The following is a 22,221-nucleotide window of genomic DNA, read 5'->3' on the forward strand; positions in this document are numbered from 1 at the left end:
TTAAATACAATTTAATGGATGAAAAATGTCTCGTTACGATGAAGTAAAAGAAGCGTTAGTCAAGTCACCTAAAACATGGTTAGTAACTGGTGTTGCAGGGTTTATTGGCTCTAATTTATTAGAAACACTGCTTTTGTTAGACCAAAAGGTAATAGGTTTAGATAATTTTGCTACCGGTCATCAACACAATTTGGACGAAGTAGAGTCGGAAGTAGCAGTGCAACAATGGCAAAATTTTACTTTTCTAGAAGGCGATATTAGAAATGTTGAAGACTGCCAAAAAGCCATAAGCATGCATGGCGTAAGTGTAGATTATGTACTACATCAAGCCGCTCTAGGCTCAGTACCGCGTTCTATTGCCGACCCGATTTTAACGAACTCAGCAAATATCACTGGTTTTGTGAATATGTTAACTGCTGCAAAAGAAGCGAAAGTGAAAACTTTTGTTTATGCCGCATCGAGCTCAACATATGGCGATCACCCCGCACTACCTAAAGTAGAGGAAAATATTGGTAAACCTTTATCACCTTATGCAGTAACTAAATATGTTAACGAGCTTTACGCGGATGTGTTTCAAAAGACATATGGCCTGAACTCAATAGGTTTGCGTTACTTTAACGTATTTGGTAAACGCCAAGAGCCAAATGGCGCATACGCAGCTGTTATTCCTAAGTGGACATTAGCAATGATTGAAAATCAAGATTTGTATATAAATGGCGATGGAGAAACCAGTCGAGATTTCTGTTTTGTTGAAAATGCAGTGCAAGCCAATATTTTGGCGGCTGTAGCTGAGGATGCAGGAAAAAATCAAGTTTACAACGTCGCACTCGGTGATCGCACGACATTGAATGAGTTGTTTTCAAGTTTAGCCTCAGCACTTGCTAGCAATGACGTTCATTATGAAAAAGACTCAATATATCGTGAATTTAGAGCTGGAGATGTCCGCCATTCCCAGGCTGATATCTCTAAAGCTAAAAAATTATTAGGATATCAACCTGAATTCCGCATACAGCAAGGGATAGATAAAGCGATGCCTTGGTATATTAAGTTTTTGACAAAATAGTCTAACTAATCTAGTATGGCGCGCTCTTAATGAGCGCATATGTTAATTTTTTGTTATAGATGTTTATATGTTCCGTTATATGGATATAATTGGAAGCATTATTTATATTGCTGACTGCTTATCTAATAATAGAACGGTTTCTTACAGTTGGATTATTAGAAGTACATAAATGAAGTTTTCAGTTTTAAAGTATACACTTTCCCTTTCTCTCTTTATTAATGTTTTTAATCTTCAAGCAACCGAAATAAGTCAAGCTCAAATCGAGCAATTTAAACAACTTTCGCCTAGCCAACAACAAGCTTTAGCAAAAAGTATGGGCGTTGATCTTTCTAACCTAGTTGAGTTAACAAAGTCGTCTGAAACCAAACAACATTCCCCTTCATTGAACGAGTTGGTGCCAAGTCGTGCTGTGCCCCAAGAAATAAATAATAGTGTTCAAATTGCGCATGCAGATGACTTTAGCTTCTTTAATGGTAAAGAAAATAAAAATAGTATTGTCAGTAAAGGCACAAATAAAGATGTTGCTGAAGAGCTGCAATTTACTGCTACGCCTGAAGTTCTTGAATTAAAGCCTTTCGGTTATAGCCTTTTTGCTGGCGAACCAACAACATTTGCTCCAGTGTCCGATGTACCAATTCCGTCTGACTACGTTTTGGGGCCGGGTGATACATTATCTATTCAACTTTATGGCAAGGAAACGGTTAACCTGAGTTTAACAATTAATCGCCAAGGTAATATTGATATTCCAAAACTTGGACCGATAAATGTTGCAGGCCAAAGTTTTAGTGACGCCAAAAACTTAATTTCAAATATAATTCAAGAACGAAAAATTGGCGTTAAAGCTAGTATCTCTATGGGAGAGCTAAGATCAATACGTGTATTTGTGCTTGGTGAAGCATACCGAGCCGCTTCTTATACACTGAGTTCACTATCTACAGTTACTCAAGCTTTGTATGCTGCTGGTGGTATAAGTGATATTGGTTCGTTACGAAATATTCAAGTGAAACGTCGTGGTGAGGTAATAGCAAATTTAGATTTATACCAACTGTTACTAAATGGTGATACGTCAGGGGATATTAACCTTATGGCTGGCGATGTTGTTTTTATTCCAACCGTAGGGGCAACCATTGGCGTAAAGGGTGAAGTTAATCGACCTGCAATATATGAATTGAAAAATGAGGCGAACATAGGTGATGTTATTAGCCTAGCAGGGGGAGCAAAAGCAACAGCCTATAAACAAGTTGGCAAGATTGAACGAATAAATAAAAGTGGTTTACGCTCAGTTATTAGCGTTAATTTAGCAACTGAAAAAAATAAAAAAGTGGTTAATGGCGATACTATTGAGGTTGCGTCGGTATTATCAACCATAGAAAAAAGCTTAACTTTAAAAGGTCATGTTCAGCGAGCTGGCATTTATGGCTGGCATAAAAATATTAAATTAAGTGATATTCTGCAAAGCATTAACGACTTTAAAGCGCAGCCAGATCTTGAATACATTTTAGTAATAAGGAAAAACCCAGTTTCAGGCCAATTGACAAGCCATAGTATTAATTTTTCAAAATATATTGAAAGTAAAGATACAAGCTCTGATTTTATCTTAAACCCAGAAGATACAATTTACGTTTTTAACAAGCAAAGAAATCGTAGTGAAAGTTTAGTTCCTTTACTTGATATATTAAAAGCGCAAACTAAATTCGCCGATTTAGCAAAGATAGTTAGCATTAATGGTGCAGTGCGTAACCCTGGAGAATATCCTCTTACTGAAAATGCAACCGTGTATGATTTGCTCAACGCTGCAATGGGCTATACAGAAAAGTCAGAATTGCGATTTGCATTACTTGCAAGAAAAGATCAACGATTGCACACCAATGTTACTTATATTGATTTAACAAATGATACGGCAAAAAACGTTTCTCTTGCACCACTTGATCGTTTGTTTCTATTTGACCGGAGTAAGCCAAGAACAGAGCTATTGGCTGAATTGATTGCCGAATTACGACAACAAGCTGATAAATCTAAAGCTCAACATATAGTAACAATCTCTGGCGATGTTCATTTTCCAGGTGAGTACCCATACGTATTGAATATGACAAGTCGAGAATTAATTAATTTGGCCGGTGGATTGAAAGAGTCAAGTTACTTAGTAAATGCTGACTTAGTACGCTTTAGTCATGATGGCGTTAAAAAAGCCGAAACGAGTCATCAAAACATCAATTTAGCGGATGAATTCTTACTCAAGTCACTTGATACCTTGCATATAAAACGTATTCCCGATTGGCAGGTAAAAAGAATTGTAAAATTGGCGGGAGAAGTTGTTTTCCCAGGCACGTATGTATTGCAAAAAGGCGAAACTCTGGTCAATGTTATTAACCGCGCTGGTGGTTTAACAGTAGAGGCAGACGCTGCAGCAGCTATATTTACCCGTGAAGCCTTAAAAAGACAAGAAGCAGAAAAAATTGCACATTTACAAGAACAGCTAGAAAGTGAAACTGCGCAAATTAGCCTGACTAACGATGATAATTTAAACAATGGAGAGTCTGCGGAATCTTCAGAGCTTCTACAAAAGTTAAGTGTAGCTGAAGCGGTTGGCCGGCTGGTAATTGACTTGCCTTATTTATTACAGAATGAAAGCTTGAAAGATATTCGTCTTGATGATGGTGATGCTCTTTATATTCCCAAAAAGCGTGAATCTATTAGCGTTATCGGAGAAGTTCAGTATGCTACATCTCATTTATATAAGTCTAATTTAGATTTATATGATTATATTGAACGCTCAGGTGGCTTAAAAACTCGTGCTGATGAAAAGAAAATTTATATTATCAAGGCTGATGGCTCTGTTCGGCTAGCGAGTAACAGTAACTGGTTTTCAAATCAAAGTGATATACTAGCGGCTGGCGATACTATAGTCATACCATTAGATTTAGAGTATAAAGACGGCCTAACGCTTTGGTCGGCAGTTACACAAATTATTTATAACTCAGCGGTTGCCGTTGCAGCAATTGGCAGTTTATAAAATATGAGACACGGGCTGGTTTTGGTAGGCACAGAGAAAACAAAATTTCAAACAGCAGTTAACTAAATTTAAATAACTGCTATAATGCTGCCGACAGGAAAACTACAATATGCTTTGCAGCTATTGGTATACCTAAAGATTAAAATGAAAATAGATGTGAGCTATTGTGGAAAGTAATAAATTACACGGAAATCCTTCGCCTGAATTTTTGGCGATGAATTCGAATGCCTTTTATCAAAACACTAATGCTGATGAAATTGACTTGGCAGAGCTATGGGCTGCTATTTGGTCTGGCAAAATATTAATATTAGTTATTACTTTTATATTCGCGATATCATCAGTTATATATGCTATCAATCAACCTAACATTTATAGAGCCTCTACATTACTAGCGCCTGCAAGTGAGCAAGGTGGGGCTGGCGGTTTAGCTAAAATGGCTGGGCAATTTGGCGGTTTAGCAAGTTTAGCTGGCATAAATTTAGGTAGCGGCGGTACCGACAAAACAGGCTTGGCACTTGAAGTGTTAAAATCGCGCCTTTTTATTGAAAATTTCATAACCAAATACGATATATTAGTTCCACTAATAGCCTCCAAAAATTGGAACGCTAAAACTAATACGTTAGTGCTAAATGATGAACTCTATGATAGTAGTACAAAATCATGGTTAAGGAAAGTCAAACCACCAAAAACACCTGAACCTTCAAAGTGGGAATCATTCAAAGCACTCATGGCTATGCTATCTGTTTCAAGGGATAAAGAAACAGGGATGGTTACAATTTCTATTGAACATTATTCTCCCGAAATTGCTAAACAATGGTTAACTTGGTTAGTCGCTGAAATTAATAATACTATGCGAGAGCAAGATAAGGCTGAAGCACAACGCAGTATTGACTTTTTAAGTGAAAAATTGCAGGAAACTCAGTTGGCTGATATGCAAACGGTATTCTATCAACTGATAGAAGAGCAAACGAAAACCATTATGTTAGCTGAAGTATCTCAAGAATATGTGCTGAAGACTATCGATCCCGCTAATGCCCCAGATGAAAAAGCTAAGCCCAAACGAGCACTTATTGTAGTACTAGGTACCATGCTTGGTGGTATATTATCTGTGCTAATTGTTTTAGTTCGTTATTTTACGAATAAAGGCAGTTCGTCTGAAAGTCATGTTTCAGAACAAAACTTGGGTAAATAGGAGTTTAATTAGGATGATTATTGCTGCCTTTACTGCATTTTTAAGTGCTTTTATGGCTATTAAATTGTTTAAACCAATAGCTGTTGATGTTGGACTGGTTGATAAACCGAATGCTCGAAAACATCATGAAGGGCAAATACCATTAATTGGTGGTATTTCAATATTTGCAGCTGTGTTAGCTGCAAGTTTACTTTGGTTACCAAATACACTTGAACTACGAATGTATTTAATAGCATCAGCAATGATGGTATTTATTGGTGCACTTGACGATAAGTATGATTTACGTGTACGAATTCGAATCGTTGGCCAAGTTATTATTGCCAGCTTAATGATTTATGGTGTTGGTGGATATATTGCAGACCTAGGTGATTTATTCGGTTTTGGTGATGTGAATTTAGGCGCTTTTGGTATTGTTTTTACTTACATAGCTATAATAGTAGTGATTAATGCCTATAACATGGTAGATGGCATTGACGGGCTAATAGGTAGTTTAAGTTTAAATACCTTTACTGCAATCGCAGTATTATTTTTAATGAGTGGTAATCATGGTTACCTGAGCTACCCTCTAATTCTTGCTACGGCAACTTTACCTTATTTAATGTTTAATCTCGGTTTTTTTCAAAAGTTCACTAAAAAAATATTTATGGGCGATGCCGGTAGCATGTTTATAGGTTTAAGTGTTATTTGGTTACTTTCCATGGGTACACAAGGTGAGAACGCATCGTTTAGGCCTGTTACTGCTTTGTGGATATGTGCAGTACCATTAATGGATATGCTAGCAATAGTGATGCGTCGTTATCGTAAAGGTAAATCACCATTTAAGCCCGACCGTGATCATTTACACCATATATTGCAACGCGCGGGCTTAAGCTCAAGACAAACACTAATTGTTATTACTGCGTTTTCGATAGTCATGTCAATTATTGGACTGCTAGGCGAATATTTTCAAGTGCCAGAAAGTATATCGTTAATATTATTTGTATTGTTTTTTGTGCTTTATAATCGATATGCTCGCCATTTTAGCTGGAAGTATGTTGAATAAGTTTATGAGTCTGTTGATCAAAAGCCATCTCATACTAGATTTTAAGGAATAGGTCCTTTTCTAGTAAGGACTATTTAAAATAGAGAAAGGTCAATTGAGTGTATTTGAATATACCCCAATGACGGTAGTTTTGTCTTAGGTGGAAAGAGTACCTTAGTGCTGATGTTGAAGTTTTCAACATTTTTACATTAAATAATTTGAATTTAAGATAGTAAAATGACAAAAAAACGTATTTTAACAGTATTTGGTACTCGCCCTGAGGCCATAAAAATGGCTCCCCTTGTTGATGGATTATCAGCAGATGAGCGCTTTGAAGCTAAAGTTTGCGTTACCGCGCAGCATCGTGAAATGTTAGATCAAGTGCTTGAGCTCTTTGAAATCGTCCCTGATTATGATCTGAACTTGATGAAACCAGGTCAAGACTTAACTGATATTACTTGTGGCATACTGCAAGGGTTAAAGCCGGTGCTTGAAGAGTTTAAACCGGATCATGTTTTAGTGCACGGTGATACTGCGACCACACTTTCAACAACGTTGGCGGCGTACTATCAACAAATTAAAGTCGGTCATGTTGAAGCTGGTTTGCGTACTGGTAATATATATTCACCTTGGCCTGAAGAGGGAAACCGAAAATTAACTGGTGCCATTGCTGATTTACATTTTGCTCCAACTGAAACCTCAAAGCAAAACTTGTTAACCGAAAATATCGACCCTGAAAATATCATAGTCACCGGTAACACGGTTATCGATGCATTACTTGATGTCATTGAAAAGCTCGAAACTAATGTTGAATTAAAATCATCCTTACAGGCAAAGTTTGATTTTCTTGACGAAAATAAACACCTTGTATTGATCACAGGGCATCGTCGTGAAAGTTTTGGTGGTGGTTTTGAGCGCATCTGTCAAGCGGTTGCACAAATGGCAGTAGCATTCCCTGGTGTTGAATTTGTTTACCCAATGCACCTAAACCCTAATGTACGTGAGCCAGTTAATCGACTTCTTGCTGATTTGAATAATGTATTTCTCATTGAGCCATTAGATTACTTACCTTTTGTATATTTGATGAATAAATCATACGTACTTTTAACTGATTCAGGCGGGATACAAGAAGAAGCGCCTTCATTAGGAAAGCCAGTACTAGTAATGCGTGATACTACCGAACGCCCTGAAGCGCTAGATGCCGGAACGGTGAAATTAGTTGGTACAAATGTAGAAACCATTGTAACCGAACTTACTAGCTTATTGTCAAATGAAGAGGCTTATAAAAAAATGAGTTTTGCTCATAACCCTTATGGCGATGGCAAAGCGTGTTCACGCATTTGTGATGTACTGGCGAAGCAATAAAGCAGCAGTCGTTTTGAATTTATTTCAAGATCTGATCAAGTAATTTAACGATCTGTAAAGATTAAGAATTTATAGAATTAAATGGAAAGAGTTTAAACTAATGTCATTTGAAACAATTTCAGTTATCGGCTTAGGCTATATAGGTCTGCCAACTGCAGCAATGTTCGCTGCATATGGAAAAAATGTAATTGGCGTAGACGTAAATAAAAACGCCGTAGAAACTATTAACCGTGGTAAAATTCACATTGTTGAACCTGATTTAGATGCAATTGTTCATAATGCGGTAACTAATGGAAAGCTTAAAGCTGTTCTAACGCCTGAGCCTGCTGATGCCTTTTTAATTGCTGTGCCGACACCTTTTTTACCCTCAGAAAATAAAGGTGATATTCCACAACCAGATTTGAAGTATATTCAATCTGCTGCAAAAGCTATTGCACCAGTTCTAAAAAACGGAGATTTAGTGATTCTAGAGTCTACATCTCCCGTTGGTGCTACCGAGCAAATGGCTGAATGGTTAGCTGAATATAGATCTGACTTAACATTTCCTAAAACTCACGGTGAAAAATCTGATGTAAGAATTGCTCATTGCCCTGAAAGAGTTTTACCGGGTCATGTAGTACGAGAACTAGTTGAAAACGATCGTGTAATTGGAGGTTTAACAGCTAAATGTTCAGAACAAGCTGTCGAGCTATATAAAGCTTTTGTTAAAGGCGATTGTGTTATAACCAATGCACGGACAGCTGAAATGGCCAAATTAACAGAGAATAGTTGCAGAGATGTTCAAATCGCTTTTGCAAACGAACTTTCTATTATTTGCGATAAACTAGATATTGATGTTTGGGAGTTAATTTCATTAGCAAACCGTCATCCAAGAATAAATGTTCTTCAACCAGGCCCTGGTGTAGGCGGGCATTGTATTGCTGTTGACCCATGGTTTATTGTTTCTAAGACGCCGGAGCAGGCACAGCTCATTCATACCGCCCGTAAAGTGAATGATAGTAAGCCGCAATGGGTTATTGATAAAGTTAAGGTCTCTATAGCTGAATTTCTTCAGGCTAACCCAGGAAAAACCGCGAAAGATGTTGTTATTGCCTGTTATGGTTTGGCTTTTAAGGCGAATATAGATGATTTAAGAGAGAGCCCTGCTTTAAGGATATCTAAACATTTAGCAAGTATACACCCAGGTACTGTTTTAGGTGTAGAGCCAAATATTACAACTTTAGATTGTAATGAAATTCAGTTCAGTGACTATGATTATGCTATAAAACATGCAGATATTCATGTCGCATTGGTTGAACATAAAGAGTTTGCGAAAAACCCTCCTCGTATGAATGTTATTGATACAAAAGGGATTTGGAAATAACTTAATGTTTTTTGTAATTAACTAACGTGTGGGAATAGCGAAATTGAAAGCGTGTGTTATTGGTTGTGGAACAATGGGAAGTGGTATAGCGGCTACTTTCAGCTGTTCAGAATATTATCAGGAAATTATAGTTTGGGGACGTAGCAACGATTCTTTAAAGAAAGCAGAATCTCAAATTAAAAAACAAGTGAATAGGTTTGGTAAGAAAGAAAACCTAAGTAATACACAGATTACTAGTATACTTGAGAAGCTAAAAATGACGACTTCGTTGAGCGATTTGATTACCGCAAATATATACATAGAAGCTATTTCCGAAGTTAAAGAGGATAAAATCGAACTCTTTAAAAAGTTAAAGGAGGTTATTTCTTCAGAAGCTATTGTTGCAACGAATACCTCATCATTATCTATAACAGAATTAGCTTTATGTACCAATTTTCCAGATAGGTTTATAGGATTACACTTCTTTAACCCAACTTCTGTAATGCAGTTGGTCGAGGTTATTAAAGGGGTTAGTACATCCGAAGAAACCCTTGCACAGTCTCTTTCGTTAGTGAAACAACTGAATAAAGAAGCTGTAATTGTAAATGAATCGCCAGGTTTTATCGTAAACCGCATGCTAATTCCAATGATTAATGAAGCTGTTGCTATTCTTTCAGAGCAAGTAGCATCTGCAGAAGATATAGATAAAGCAATGATGTTAGGAGCCAATCACCCTATTGGTCCATTAGCATTAGCAGATCTAATTGGTAATGATGTCTGTTTATCAATAATGGAAACTCTTTATTTTGAGACGGGTGACCCTAAATATCGTGCACACGCCATGCTAAGAAAATATGTTAGGGCTGGCTTATTAGGTCGGAAGGTTAAGTCTGGTTTTTATAAATATTAAATAGGAAGAAAATATTTTGAATTACGTAATAGTTGGCGATGGCATAGTAGAATTAGGACAGAACTCTCGAATTGGTGATAATGTGCAGTTTGTAGTCAATGCCCCTTCTAAAGTGGTAATTGGCGATAATATTACCCTAGGAGATAATGTTAAAGTTGTAGTTGAGTCTGGCGATGTAAACATTGATGATTGGACAACTTTACATGCGAATACGTTAGTACTTTGTAAGCGTGGAGTTAATATAGGGCAACACTGCTGGTTTGGACAAAATACAATCTTAGATGGAACTGGAGGATTAGAAGTAAAGAATGGGGTTAGGGTTGGCATGTACTCACAAATTTGGTCTCATGTTGCCGCAGGAGAACAAATTGAAGGCTGTACTTTAATTGGTGAAAATCCTGTTGTCATTGAGCAGGATGCATGGTTGGTTGGCTCATGTACAGTTGGTTCAGGTGTAACTATTGGAAAGAAAGCTATTTGTATGAATGGCTCAAATATTACAAAAAATGTTGCCGATAACTCTGTTGTTATGGGGATCCCCGCTAAACCTCGAGCGGCTTTAAGCTTTTATAAAGCTATTTCATTAAACGAAAAGTTTGAGTTAATGAAAACTTGGGCTTATGAATTTTTAAGTGTAAATGAAGATGTATTATTAGAAGAGAATGATAATATAATTAAACTTTCTACACCTGAACAGAGAATCATTGTTATAAAAGACTCTGGTAACTACACCAAATATCAACTTCAAGCATCTGAGTCAAAATTTTGTATAGAAACTAAAGAATATACTAAAAACCTTTTAGAACTGGAAGTTAGCTTTATAAGATACTTATCTGGAAATAGAGCTCGTTTTTATACTAATTTATAGCTTATTAAAATTTATATTAAGGAAATTAAAGATTGAATATTCCACTCATTAAAGTTGGTATGCCTAGTGCTGATGTACTGATGCCTTCTCTAGAAAAGGTATTATATAGTGGCATGATAGGTGAAGGTGATACTGTCTATGAGTTTGAAGCTCAATTTAAAGCTAAATTTGATTTAGATTGTGGTGTCGCAATGAGTAGTGGTACTGCTGCATTACATGCTTCATTAGTGTTATCCAACGTAGGTTCAGGTGATGAAGTTATAACAACTAGTATGACAGCGGAGCCTACTAATATTACCATCTTGCAGGTCGGTGCGACTCCCGTTTTTGCAGATGTGGACCCAAATTCAGGAAATATTGATCCTTCTTCAATAGAATCAAAAATTACTAATAAAACCAAAGCTATTATTGTTGTGCATTATGCTGGTATTCCTGTTAGATTAGCGGAAATTTCAGCTATTGCTAGTAAATATAACCTTCCTTTAATTGAGGACTGTGCACACGCTCTTGGAGCTAAGTACAATAATCAGGGAATAGGAAAATTATCAGACTTTGCAATATACTCTTTCCAAGCGATTAAACATATGACGACAGTGGATGGCGGTTTTCTTTCCATAAAAAATAAAACGTTATTAAGAACAGCAAAAAAGTTTCGCTGGTTTGGATTGGAGAAAGGAGTTCCACGTACTGAAATAGATATTACGTCAATTGGTTATAAGTACAATATGCACAATGTTGCCGCAACTTTTGGCTTAGCGCAATTGCGTGATATCAATAAAAGGCTTGAAGTACATAAAGATAATGGCCGTTATTTTGACCAAAATATACCTAAAATTAGTGGCTTATCAGTACCCATATTTGACCAATATGCAGAACCTAGTTATTGGTTATATACAGTATTTTCAGAAGATAGTGATGAAATTGAACGTAGCCTTGCCGAAATTAATGTTACAGCATCAAAATTGCACAGGCCTAATCACTTTCACTCAATTTTTAGACCATTCGTAAAAACATTGCCATGTTTGGATAGTTATTATAAAAAAATGATTCATATCCCTTGTGGTTGGTGGGTTACTGAGGAAACTCGTGAATCTATACTTGAAAAACTGAAAAAAGGTTAGGTTAGCATCGTATGACTGATATTTCGTTATTTCAAACGTATTCGGATGCTAAAATGACCGAAGCCGCTGTAGAGGTTATAAATTCTGGTTTAATCGCATCAGGGAAATATGTAAAACAATTTGAAGATGGTTTAGCTAGCTTATTAAATAAAGAGCATATTGTAACAACAAATGACATGACGAGCGCCGTTCAATTAGCTCTGCATTTATCTGGTGTTAGAAGCGGTGATGAAGTAATAACAACTGCCTTTGCATGCATGGCTACAAATGCACCTATTGCGTTATTAGGTGCCAAAGCTGTTTGGGTGGATGTGAAAGAAGGAACCGTCTTTATGGATCCGATTGAACTAGAGCAAGCTATTACGCATAAAACAAAGGCTGTTATTTTATATCATGTAGCAGGGTATCCTGGGTATGTGGACGCTATTTCAGAAATATGTAAAAAACATAATATTAAATTAATCGAAGACTGTGACAATGCAATGTTTGCAAGGGTTCAAGGAGAGTATGTTGGTAGTATTGGGGACTTTGGGGTATTGTCATTTTACCCAAATCGTCTAATCAATACTTTTGAGGGTGGAGCACTGATTTGCAAACATAAAAGTGATGCTGATAAAGCAAGAAAATTACGTCGGTTTGGTATTGATTTTAGTACTTTTAGAACAGTGGATGGAGAGATTAATCCAAAGGCAGATATTTCTGAAATAGGCTGGTCTATAACCCTTAATAATTTGTCTTCCGCAGTTGGTTACCAACAACTCACAACCGTAGAAGAAAGACAAAAACAAACTTTTAGAAATGTACAGCAATTAAACGAGCACCTATCAAAACATGAATTAATAAATGTTATAGAGCCTATTAAAGGAACTTTGCCCGCGTATTGGGTTTATCTAATTACTGTTAATAATCGAAACGAAGTTATGTGCGACTTAAAAGAAGCTGGAATAAAAGTATCTTCTTTGCATCAAAGAAATGATTTATATAGTGGTTTTGCAACAAATGGTTTGAAATCAGGATCGAATACAGAAAAACTCCAAAATAGCATTATAGCACTACCATGTGGGTGGTGGTTGAATGAAAAAGATATAAGTAAAATTATTACTGTATTAACCAGGGTTATCAGTAAATATTAATAAAAATTTAGGAATATTGGAAAGAATATGTTTGACAATAAAATATTAATGATTACCGGTGGTACAGGGTCATTTGGTAAAACTGTTTTAAAGCGTTTTTTAGATACAGATGTTAAAGAGATTCGTATCTTTAGTCGAGATGAGAAAAAGCAAGAAGATTTAAGGCTTTTACTTAAAAATGATAAAGTTAAGTTTATTCTTGGTGATGTTAGAGATTTTCGTAGTATAGATAAAGCAATGAAAGGAGTTGATTATGTGTTTCACGCTGCAGCACTTAAACAAGTTCCTTCCTGCGAATTTTACCCAATGGAAGCAGTAAAAACAAATATCAATGGTACTGAGAATGTAATCGATGCGGCTATTGAGAATGGCGTAAGAAAAGTTATTTTATTAAGTACAGACAAGGCTGTTTACCCTATTAATGCGATGGGAATATCAAAAGCTATGGCTGAAAAAGTGCTAGTAGCTAAATCTAAAACAATTCCGGAAGGCGGAACTATTTTATGCGCGACTCGATATGGTAATGTTATGGCTTCACGGGGTTCAGTTATTCCACTATTTGTAGAAAAGCTTAAAAGTGAACAACCATTAACGGTTACAGATGAAAATATGACCCGATTTTTAATGTCCCTTGAAGATTCAGTAGATCTAGTTCTACACGCATTTTCACATGGTGAGCAAGGTGATTTATTTGTTCAAAAGGCACCTGCAAGCACGATAAATGTTTTAGTTGATGCTTTAAAAGAATTGTTTAATAAGGAAAGTGCGGAAGTTAAGGTTATAGGTACAAGGCATGGTGAGAAGTTATTTGAATCATTAGTATCAAGAGAGGAAATGGTTAAATCTGTGGATATGGGGAAATACTTCAGAATACCTGCTGATAATAGAGATTTAAACTATGATAAATATATTCTGGATGGGCAGGTTGATTTAAATAATATTGAAGATTATACCTCTCATAATACACAACAACTTAATGTTAATGAAACTAAAAACTTAATGCTCACACTTGATTATATCAAAAGTGAATTGTAATCAAATAATTTAGTTCCTAAGAAAATCGATACTTATTTTAAAGTTAACATTGTAGTTGTATAGAGGTTTGAGGTTGAATAAAGCCAGGGTTAATATTGGGGCAAATTATATTGGGCAAATATGGAGTGCTGTATCTGTTTTTCTTTTTGTTCCTTTTTATATAAATTTTTTAGGTACTGAGGCATATGGATTAGTTGGTTTTTATATCACTCTTATGGGGGTGCTAGCATTTGCTGATGTTGGATTAACGGCCGCCTTGACAAGAGATATGGCTCGGCTCTCAGGTAAAAAAGAAGACCTTCCTCATAAAGGAGATGCTTTAAAAACATATGAAATAATTTACTCATTCATTGCTGTGTTTTTAGCTCTCCTTATATTCTTTACTTCTCCTATTATCGCTTCATCTTGGTTGACTTCTGATATCATTGCCCATGATCGACTTGTTGATTTAATAAAAATTATGGGCCTTGCTATTGCTTTCCAACTTCCAGCTAATTTATTTTTGGGAGGGTTACTTGGTCTGCAGCAGCAGGTATTAGCAAACTCTTTGCAAATATCATGGAGTTTGTTCAGAGGTGTTGGTTCTGTTGCAATGTTATATTGGTTCGACTCTAGTATAGAAGTTTTTATGTACTGGCAATTGTTATCAAATTTCCTTTATTTAATTCTTACTAGAAAATTTATTTGGGAGGCTGTAGCCGCTCAAAAATTAAAATATAGTTTTCGACGAAATGTAATAACTAACTCATGGCGCTATGCTATTGGTATGTTTGGTATGGCTCTTATTTCTATTGCTTTATTACAGCTGGATAAAGTCATAGTTAGTAAATTCTTAACTTTAGAACTCTTAGGTTTCTATATTTTAGCCGGAACTTTAGCAACCGTCCCTGGAGTCTTGTGTCGGCCAATAACAAGAGCTATGTTTCCAAAATTTGTTTTACTCGTAAAAGAGAATGATTTTGCTCAATTGAAAGCGCTATACCATAAAACGAGCGAGCTTGTTTGCATTGTTCTAATTCCTTCAGCTTTAACTGGAGTTTTTTTTTCCTATGAATTAATTGATATTTGGGTTGATTCTACGAGTATTGCAAGCTCTACCGCAAATGTCTCAGCATTATTGATTATAGGGGCTTTACTTCAATCACTTACTGCAGTGCCTTTCCATATAGCACTGGCATTTGGTAATGTAACACTGAACCTAAAAATAGGTCTCCTGTCAATTGCTATAATTATACCTTCATTGTTGTGTCTTGTACCAAAGTATGGCATTGAAGGTGCCGCAATTGCTTGGTTGTCGATGAACCTAATTGTTATTCCACCTTATGCGTATCTTTTGCACCGTCAATTCTTAAAGGGGCAAATAAAAAGGTGGTTATGGAGTAGTGTTATAAAGCCACTTACGATTTCATTACCAATTTTAAGTTTAGGTCTTGCTCTTTTACCTGCAATAAAATCAAAATTACTATTGCTTTTTTATATAGCAGGGGTATGGTCTGTTGCTTTTTTCTTTATTCTGATGACTACGCAGTCAGTAAAGGAAGTAGCTATTAGTTTTATAAAAAAAATTGGAAGTTCTTATGATAAATAGGCAAAAAAATAGGCCATTACTAAGCATAGTTATACCTACCTTTAACAGAGTACAGTATGCAATATCTGCTATAAATAGCATTCTAGCTATAGAGAATGCGGATTTAGAGCTAGTAATTCAAGATAATAGTGAAACTTTAGAGTTGAAAGAATATGTAGACGCGAATATTTCAGATTCCCGGTTAGTTTATCAACATATTGCACGAAGACTATCCATTGTTGATAATTTTAACGCTGGTATGGAGAGTAGCTCAGGAGAATATGTTTGTTTCATTGGAGATGATGATGGTGTTAATCCCGAAATTATGGACGCTGCTTTATGGGCTAGGGAAAATAACTTAGATTCACTATCTATAAGACAAACTGCTCATTATTTATGGCCAGATACTGGCTTACAGTCAAGTTCTTTTACAAAGGTTGTAGGAGGTAATTTATCTATTAAAGAATTTAGTAGTAAAATTGTCGAAATAGACTTAGAAGCCGAAGTTAAAAGGTTGATGAATAATGGTGGTTTGTATTATTTGAACTTTAATATGCCTAAAGTTTATCATGGTATCGCAAGAAGGCATTGTTTTGAGTTGATAAAAGAACAAACTGGTGGGTATTTTGGCGGTGCTAGTCCTGATATGTTTTCATCTGTTGCATTGGCTTGTGTTGCAAAAAAAGCTGCTATTATTGAATATCCTTTAACTATACCAGGGCATTGTAGTGTGGCAGAAGTAACACATCATATTGAAAAAGCCCATTTAAGATCAATGGATAGTGCCCCACACTTTAAAGGTAGGGGAGAATATAAGTGGAATGAACAGGTACCTTATCTCTTTATTGGAGAGGCATTTTGGGTTGACGCAGGAATCGCAGCCTTAAAGGCTATGAATAGAAAAGATCTTGTTGACGAATTAAATGTACCAAAATTATGTGCGTATTGCGCGTTTGGTTATTCGGATATAAAGAGACCTATTTTTAAGCACCTTTTAAAATCTTTAAAATTGCAGAAAAAAAATGCTATTTTAGGCTGCATAGAGTTTATATTTGGCGCTTTTACTGGGCCAGGTGTAGCATTTCTAAAACGTGCTTGGAATCGATTGATGCTTATCTTAAAGCTTAGGACAAAAGTCGAAATCTATAACATTAATGATATGGCTGAGTGCTCAGAAAAACTAACTCAATTTTTGAAAGAACAAGAGTTGAACTTTTCTAAGTGTGTAGCTCGTAAGTCTTAGCATTTTTAATATTAATCATTTAAGGCACCTGCAATGATAATTAGTAAAATATCTTCATTTATTTACCCTAAAATCCCTAAAATAGCTAAACGCTGGAATAGATCTCAAGAGCTAAAAGGTATGCACTTTTGGAGCTCTGAAAAAATTAATCAATATATAAATAATCAAAAGGTTATGATACTAAGGCATGCCGCCAACCACTGTCCTTACTATAGAGATATTTTTATTAAAAATTCTTGGGATCCTGATAGGGCAGAAGAGTATTGGGATGAGTGGCCAATATTAACTCAAAAACTACTACAAGAACATCGAGATAATATTTTGTCAAATAAGGTTACTGCAGATGATATGGTGCTGGACGCTAGTGGAGGGTCTTCTGGGTTTGTAAAAACGTTTTATCATTCAAAAGATTATATGAATTACTCATTAAGTAGTGCGTATCATACAGACTCCGTCGCAGGATGGAAACCAGGAGCTAAAACAGCATATTTATGGGCTGCGCCGTGCGACACTAAAAAGCATTTAGGTTTTATTGCCCAACTTAAAGAGAAAATCCAAAATATAAGGTTATATGACTCATTTGATATGAATGATCGACAAATGAAAGCTTTTCATAAGGATCTTTCTAATTATAAACCTGAAGTTATTATTGGTATAGCGGGCGCCGTATATCAAATGGCTAGATATTTGCGAAGAGAAAATATTGTTCCTAATTATCCCACTAATGGAATTGTAACCAGTGCAGAGACATTAACTGAAGAAATGAGAGAAGTTATTGAGGAAGTATTTGGGAAAATTGTTTTTAATCGATACGGTTGTCGAGAAGTTGGGCTACTTGCTTTTGAGGATGAACGCCATGATGGTTTACATGTCAACTTTCCTGGAAACTTGGTTGAAATATGCGAGCCTGATACAACGAAAGCTGTATGGGAAAAGGAAGGAGATGTTTTAATTACAACTTTGACTCAAATGCATTTTCCATTGATTAGATATCAAGTTGGAGATGTTGCAATCCAAACTAAGAATAAATGTTCTTGTGGAAGAAACAGTCAATTATTGAGAAAAGTAGCAGGAAGAAGTTCTGATTTTGTAACCGCTATAGACGGTAGGAAAATTCATGGTGAATATTTCTCACATGTGTTACGGGTTGGTGATAAAGTTCGACAATATACAGCAGTACAAAAAAAGTCTGATTTGATAATAATTGATATCGTATTATCTGAGCCATTAACTAATGAAGAGCGAAATACTATTTTGCACAGCTTTGATAATAACTTAGGTGAGAAAATGAAAGTGGAATTTAATGAGGTGGATGACATTCCGCCTTTGCCTTCAGGTAAAAGACGGTTTGTTGTTTCATTGGTGGATTAATCTAATGCACTAACAGATGGCAGTAATATTTGGATATTAATTAATGATTAAATTAGGATTAAGAAATTAAAATGATTATAAGATCAATCACCTATGGTGTGGATGCTCAAAATGTTGAATTCTCAAACTTGAATGGAAATGTTAAAAGATTCTTTAAGTTGGCTAACTCAAAGTTTCAGGATAACTCAATAGAACTTAGAACCCAACGTATAGGTCTATCTCCATTTAATGTAAATGATAAAAATGATCATGAGAATGTGCTAAGTACTGTTGCATCTATTTCTAAAATTTGCAAAGAGAATGATATTCGTTGGTTTGTAGTACCTTTTAACTTAATTAAAAATAATCTTGCATTAACAAATGAAACTGCTCTTGATGTGTTGAAAAATAATGACAATACTTTTGTTAACTTTAAAGCTACAGAAGAAAAATCGATCGGTACTAGAGAGATAGAAAGTGCTGCAATACTTGTTAAAGAAGTTTCTATGCTAAGTCCTACGGGGTTTGATAATTTTAGATTTGGTGTTTCATTTAACACCAAACCAAATGGAGCATTTTTTCCTTTTATGCATCATAAAGGAGAAGATGGCTTTTCTGTTGCACTTGAATTAATTAAGCCAATAGTAGAAATAGTTAAGTCATCTGAAAACACAGATTTGATGTTATTGAGGGATGAAATTATAGCCAGTTTAGTTAACTCTCTTTCTAACGTAAATGATGTTTGTGTAAACTTAGAAAGAGAAACTGGGGTTATATATAATGGAATTGATGCTTCTCTTGCTCCACACCCTGAAAATAAAGAATCAAGTGTTCCTTATTTAATGAAAATACTTGGGCTCCCACGCTTTGGGCAGGTAGGGACTGCTTTCTTAGCAAGCTACTTAACAGATATTATTAAATCAATTATAAAAGAAAGTGGTGTAAAGGCTACGGGCTTTAATGGTGTGATGTATTCAATTCTTGAAGATCATGGCTTTACAGATATTAGTAAAGATTTAAATAGCCTCCCTGTTTCTCAATTATTATCCGTATCAGCAATTTGTGGTTGTGGTGTGGATATGTTACCCGTGCCAGGTGATATAACAACAGCTGAATTAAAAGCTATTATGCTCGATGTATCGGCTAAGGCTACGTGGTTGGATAAACCATTGGGAGCTAGAATATTACCAATTCCAAACAAAACTTTTGGTGATATTACTGAGTTTGAACATGACTTTTTTGTTAACACCCGAATTCAAAACTCAACATTTACTGATAATTTTGATTTGAAGTTAGGTAAAGAGTCCTTGTTTACATATTCTCGTGACAACGAGTGTGATTTTCTATAACGAAATAATGCGATTTTATGTATGACATTCATTGCAAACAAATTTATAGAGAAGTATGTATTTTTAGTACTTCTCTTTATCGGTGGAGTACTATATGGAGTAGCAAATTCAACAGTTGATGTTTTTTTTGTTATTTTAATTTACTTTTGCATCGGATTGTTGATTTGTATGCTTTCGTTTCAAAATAAAAAATCAGAAATTAAAGCATATTTTTTTACATTTAGTGTTTGTGTCTTTTTTGGTGGCTTGGCACAGAGCTACTCTCTATTATTTTTCGATAATTTACAAAGTACGTTTGATGCTGCAAACTTTTTTTTTCCCAGCATTGATTTAGCACCGCCATTCCAGGAAATTGAGCAGCAGCTTTACTCTATGGAGTATGCGCTTCCAATTGTAATATGGCAGCAGTTATATATATTTTTTTGGAATGTAGGACTTGATGCAGGACCATATATTGGAGTGCTTATCAACTCTTTGGTAATGGGAGTTACGGCTGCGACTACAGTTTCCATAGCGAGGCTTGTTTATGGAAATGATGAAATTCGATTAAACAAAACAGCTGTGTTGTTTAGCCTTTGTGGGATTTTTATATTATTTGGTTCCGTTTTAATAAGAGATTGTTTTACTACGCTATTGAATGTTGTTGTTCTTTGGGGGCTTATAAGATGGTTGAAAGAACCTAAGATAAAGAATTTTATTATTCTGTTCTTAGTTTTGATTATTAGTTCTTCTTTTATGTTTTTTTTAAGGGTAGAGGCAATTGCACTTTTTGGAGTGTATTGTTTATTAGCATTATTCTTTTGGTTTACCAAAAGAGGCCTGACTTTACTTCGGTTATTTATATTAGTAGCTGTTTTAATTGGGGTTGTTATTTTAAGTGGCACACTATTAGATTATATTAATTTGATGATGGAAATTCAAAATGCTGGCTTAACACAATATGAAGGTTTTTCGGCTAATGAAAGCTCCAATAATTCTCTTGGAATGAAAATCGTAATAAACCAACCTATTCCTATTAGGTTGATTACAGGTACAGCTGTAATGTTACTATACCCACTACCTTTATGGGTGCATTTTAATTTTCAAGCAAATGATTATAATTGGCTGCTTGGTTTGTACGGTTTATTCAAAGTTGTTTTACTCCCTTCCGTGTTAGTTTGTGTTTATGTTGTATATAAAAACTATTTTAAAGACAAAAAAAATTATGTTTTGTTAGCGTATATCTCTTTGTATTTGATAGTTAATGTTGCAGCAATAGTTCTGACCTCATTGGAGCAACGACACTTAGGCCAATTTATGGCAGCTTTCATTATTTTAGCTGTGTTTCCTGATAAATACCTTAAGAAAAGACTAAGTTTTGTTTCTAAATTTTGGTATGGAAGCGTTATTTTTATTCATATTGCTTGGGTGTTAATCAAGGTATTTTAATTTGGGAAATTTATGATGAAGGTATTGATTTTTACACCTCAGTTTCATCAATTAGGTGGCGCTGAGCGATCGGTTGTTGAGCTTGCCATTGAACTAAACAAACAAGGTATACATACTGATATTTTGGGGATGTATAGCGACGATGGAGAAACCCCTAAGAAGGCGGTTGAGAATCTTAAAGAGGCTGGTATACCAAAGGTTCACTTTTTAGGCATGAAAGTGAACCCCGCATTTTCTAGCCTTTTTAAAGCTATTTATAGATTGAGACAGTTGGTTAAGGCGGAAGGTTATACAGTTGTTGAAGCTTCAATGCTTTCACCTAGCATTATTTGTATTTTATCATTTTTAGGAAAAAATGTTGACACAGTTATAGGAATTCGTCACGTATACAAAAAAGGTAGGGAAAATAGCATACAACACAGATTATTTAATATGTGTTCTCGAGTTAATAAAAGAGTTAAATATTATGCTATTTCTGGTTATGCTAAAAATGCTTGGATTAAGTTCTCAAAGATAAAGGAAAACAACTGCTCGGTTGTTTATAACTCAATTCCTAGTAAATTTTTTGAAGTTCAAGGCGAGCGAGATAATTTCAGAAAAGAACTTGGAATCCCTATAGATGCAAAAGTTGCTGTGTATATAGGTAGGTATGCTGCTTATAAAGGTATTGATGTCGCTTTTGATGCATTAAAAGACGTTGTGCTTGAAAAAAATATTTATCTATTATTTATTGGTCATCCTGACTTGGACGTTACAGGAACAGGTGAAATTTTAAAGCGCATAGAGAGTGAAATTAATATTGGTGGACTAGGGGAAAATATTCGATTTTTGGGAGTAAGAAATGATATTGATAGAGTAATGTCCTCTTCAGATGTATTGGTGCACCCTACAAGAACAGAAGCCTTTGGAAGATCTTTAGCTGAAGCTTTAGCTTCAAAGCTGCCAGTAATTGCTACTAATGTAGAGGCTATACCAGAAGTTTTGAGCGAAACATATTCTAAATTAATTCCGATTGATTCCCCACACGCTTTAAAAGATGCTGTTTTATCTGTATTAAATAAAGATAAAGGAGAATTAAATGAAATTAAAGATAGAGGTAGCCTGAAAGCAGAGAGTTTTCGTATTGAAAAAAGAACTCAAGCAATGCTAGAACTATTTAAAAAGGATGTCATTGGTTAGTTTGTAACATGACGAAAACCTGTTTATAAAAAGGTATAAAGC

At 35.3% G+C, this 22,221-nt stretch carries 17 protein-coding genes; all 17 read left to right on the plus strand.

Annotated features, from left to right (window positions below; all coding sequences use genetic code 11):
- The first annotated feature begins 25 nt into the window (after positions 1–25).
- Positions 26–1,063 carry an NAD-dependent epimerase/dehydratase family protein gene (locus AC27HL_RS03945; RefSeq protein WP_487079065.1) on the plus strand — a complete coding sequence of 346 codons (1,038 nt, stop codon included), beginning with the start codon at positions 26–28 and terminating at the stop codon, positions 1,061–1,063.
- A 169-nt stretch (positions 1,064–1,232) separates the two neighbouring features.
- A complete protein-coding gene (locus tag AC27HL_RS03950) occupies positions 1,233–4,076 on the plus strand; it encodes an SLBB domain-containing protein (RefSeq protein WP_487079066.1) in 2,844 nt (947 codons plus the stop codon).
- Between the two features lie 214 nt (positions 4,077–4,290).
- Positions 4,291–5,268 (plus strand): Wzz/FepE/Etk N-terminal domain-containing protein, encoded by a 978-nt coding sequence (locus AC27HL_RS03955; protein WP_487079897.1) that lies wholly within the window; start codon positions 4,291–4,293, stop codon positions 5,266–5,268.
- Between the two features lie 13 nt (positions 5,269–5,281).
- Positions 5,282–6,310 (plus strand): UDP-N-acetylglucosamine--undecaprenyl-phosphate N-acetylglucosaminephosphotransferase, encoded by a 1,029-nt coding sequence (gene wecA, locus AC27HL_RS03960; protein WP_487079067.1) that lies wholly within the window; start codon positions 5,282–5,284, stop codon positions 6,308–6,310.
- Positions 6,311–6,526: 216 nt separating this feature from the next.
- Positions 6,527–7,654 carry a non-hydrolyzing UDP-N-acetylglucosamine 2-epimerase gene (wecB, locus tag AC27HL_RS03965; RefSeq protein ID WP_487079068.1) on the plus strand — a complete coding sequence of 376 codons (1,128 nt, stop codon included), beginning with the start codon at positions 6,527–6,529 and terminating at the stop codon, positions 7,652–7,654.
- Between the two features lie 100 nt (positions 7,655–7,754).
- Positions 7,755–9,017 carry a UDP-N-acetyl-D-mannosamine dehydrogenase gene (wecC, locus tag AC27HL_RS03970; protein WP_487079069.1) on the plus strand — a complete coding sequence of 421 codons (1,263 nt, stop codon included), beginning with the start codon at positions 7,755–7,757 and terminating at the stop codon, positions 9,015–9,017.
- Positions 9,018–9,060: 43 nt separating this feature from the next.
- Positions 9,061–9,906: a 3-hydroxyacyl-CoA dehydrogenase NAD-binding domain-containing protein gene (locus tag AC27HL_RS03975; protein WP_487079070.1), complete on the plus strand. Its 846-nt coding sequence runs from the start codon at positions 9,061–9,063 to the stop codon at positions 9,904–9,906.
- A gap of 16 nt (positions 9,907–9,922) precedes the next feature.
- The gene (locus AC27HL_RS03980) at positions 9,923–10,774 is read left to right on the plus strand and encodes an acyltransferase (RefSeq protein ID WP_487079072.1); all 852 of its coding nucleotides are present in this window, start codon (positions 9,923–9,925) and stop codon (positions 10,772–10,774) included.
- Positions 10,775–10,806: 32 nt separating this feature from the next.
- On the plus strand, positions 10,807–11,895 hold the full coding sequence (locus tag AC27HL_RS03985; RefSeq protein ID WP_487079073.1) for a DegT/DnrJ/EryC1/StrS family aminotransferase: 1,089 nt from the start codon (positions 10,807–10,809) through the stop codon (positions 11,893–11,895).
- Between the two features lie 11 nt (positions 11,896–11,906).
- Positions 11,907–13,028, plus strand: a complete 1,122-nt coding sequence (locus AC27HL_RS03990) for a DegT/DnrJ/EryC1/StrS family aminotransferase (RefSeq protein ID WP_487079075.1) — start codon at positions 11,907–11,909, stop codon at positions 13,026–13,028.
- Positions 13,029–13,055: 27 nt separating this feature from the next.
- Positions 13,056–14,063, plus strand: a complete 1,008-nt coding sequence (locus AC27HL_RS03995) for a polysaccharide biosynthesis protein (RefSeq protein WP_487079077.1) — start codon at positions 13,056–13,058, stop codon at positions 14,061–14,063.
- A gap of 73 nt (positions 14,064–14,136) precedes the next feature.
- Positions 14,137–15,651, plus strand: a complete 1,515-nt coding sequence (locus AC27HL_RS04000) for a lipopolysaccharide biosynthesis protein (protein ID WP_487079079.1) — start codon at positions 14,137–14,139, stop codon at positions 15,649–15,651.
- Positions 15,641–16,873, plus strand: coding sequence for a glycosyltransferase family 2 protein (locus tag AC27HL_RS04005; protein ID WP_487079080.1), 1,233 nt, complete (start codon positions 15,641–15,643; stop codon positions 16,871–16,873). The genes AC27HL_RS04000 and AC27HL_RS04005 overlap by 11 nt, the downstream gene beginning before the upstream one ends.
- 33 nt (positions 16,874–16,906) lie before the next feature.
- A complete protein-coding gene (locus tag AC27HL_RS04010) occupies positions 16,907–18,244 on the plus strand; it encodes a phenylacetate--CoA ligase family protein (protein WP_487079081.1) in 1,338 nt (445 codons plus the stop codon).
- 71 nt (positions 18,245–18,315) lie between these two features.
- A complete protein-coding gene (locus AC27HL_RS04015; protein WP_487079083.1) occupies positions 18,316–19,572 on the plus strand; it encodes a DUF711 family protein in 1,257 nt (418 codons plus the stop codon).
- A 21-nt stretch (positions 19,573–19,593) separates the two neighbouring features.
- Positions 19,594–21,000 (plus strand): hypothetical protein, encoded by a 1,407-nt coding sequence (locus AC27HL_RS04020; RefSeq protein ID WP_487079085.1) that lies wholly within the window; start codon positions 19,594–19,596, stop codon positions 20,998–21,000.
- 12 nt (positions 21,001–21,012) lie between these two features.
- Positions 21,013–22,179, plus strand: coding sequence for a glycosyltransferase family 4 protein (locus AC27HL_RS04025; RefSeq protein ID WP_487079086.1), 1,167 nt, complete (start codon positions 21,013–21,015; stop codon positions 22,177–22,179).
- Positions 22,180–22,221: the final 42 nt, after the last annotated feature.

It is taken from the genome of Colwellia aquaemaris, assembly GCF_057548755.1.

What these genes read in the sequence shown, in the direction of transcription:
- AC27HL_RS03945 (WP_487079065.1), top strand. Translation starts at nt 26, where the DNA reads ATGTCTCGTTACGATGAAGTAAAAGAAGCGTTAGTCAAGTCACCTAAA.
- AC27HL_RS03950 (WP_487079066.1), top strand. Translation starts at nt 1,233, where the DNA reads ATGAAGTTTTCAGTTTTAAAGTATACACTTTCCCTTTCTCTCTTTATT.
- AC27HL_RS03955 (WP_487079897.1), top strand. Translation starts at nt 4,291, where the DNA reads ATGAATTCGAATGCCTTTTATCAAAACACTAATGCTGATGAAATTGAC.
- wecA (WP_487079067.1), top strand. Translation starts at nt 5,282, where the DNA reads ATGATTATTGCTGCCTTTACTGCATTTTTAAGTGCTTTTATGGCTATT.
- wecB (WP_487079068.1), top strand. Translation starts at nt 6,527, where the DNA reads ATGACAAAAAAACGTATTTTAACAGTATTTGGTACTCGCCCTGAGGCC.
- wecC (WP_487079069.1), top strand. Translation starts at nt 7,755, where the DNA reads ATGTCATTTGAAACAATTTCAGTTATCGGCTTAGGCTATATAGGTCTG.
- AC27HL_RS03990 (WP_487079075.1), top strand. Translation starts at nt 11,907, where the DNA reads ATGACTGATATTTCGTTATTTCAAACGTATTCGGATGCTAAAATGACC.
- AC27HL_RS03995 (WP_487079077.1), top strand. Translation starts at nt 13,056, where the DNA reads ATGTTTGACAATAAAATATTAATGATTACCGGTGGTACAGGGTCATTT.
- AC27HL_RS04005 (WP_487079080.1), top strand. Translation starts at nt 15,641, where the DNA reads ATGATAAATAGGCAAAAAAATAGGCCATTACTAAGCATAGTTATACCT.
- AC27HL_RS04010 (WP_487079081.1), top strand. Translation starts at nt 16,907, where the DNA reads ATGATAATTAGTAAAATATCTTCATTTATTTACCCTAAAATCCCTAAA.
- AC27HL_RS04015 (WP_487079083.1), top strand. Translation starts at nt 18,316, where the DNA reads ATGATTATAAGATCAATCACCTATGGTGTGGATGCTCAAAATGTTGAA.
- AC27HL_RS04020 (WP_487079085.1), top strand. Translation starts at nt 19,594, where the DNA reads ATGACATTCATTGCAAACAAATTTATAGAGAAGTATGTATTTTTAGTA.
- AC27HL_RS04025 (WP_487079086.1), top strand. Translation starts at nt 21,013, where the DNA reads ATGATGAAGGTATTGATTTTTACACCTCAGTTTCATCAATTAGGTGGC.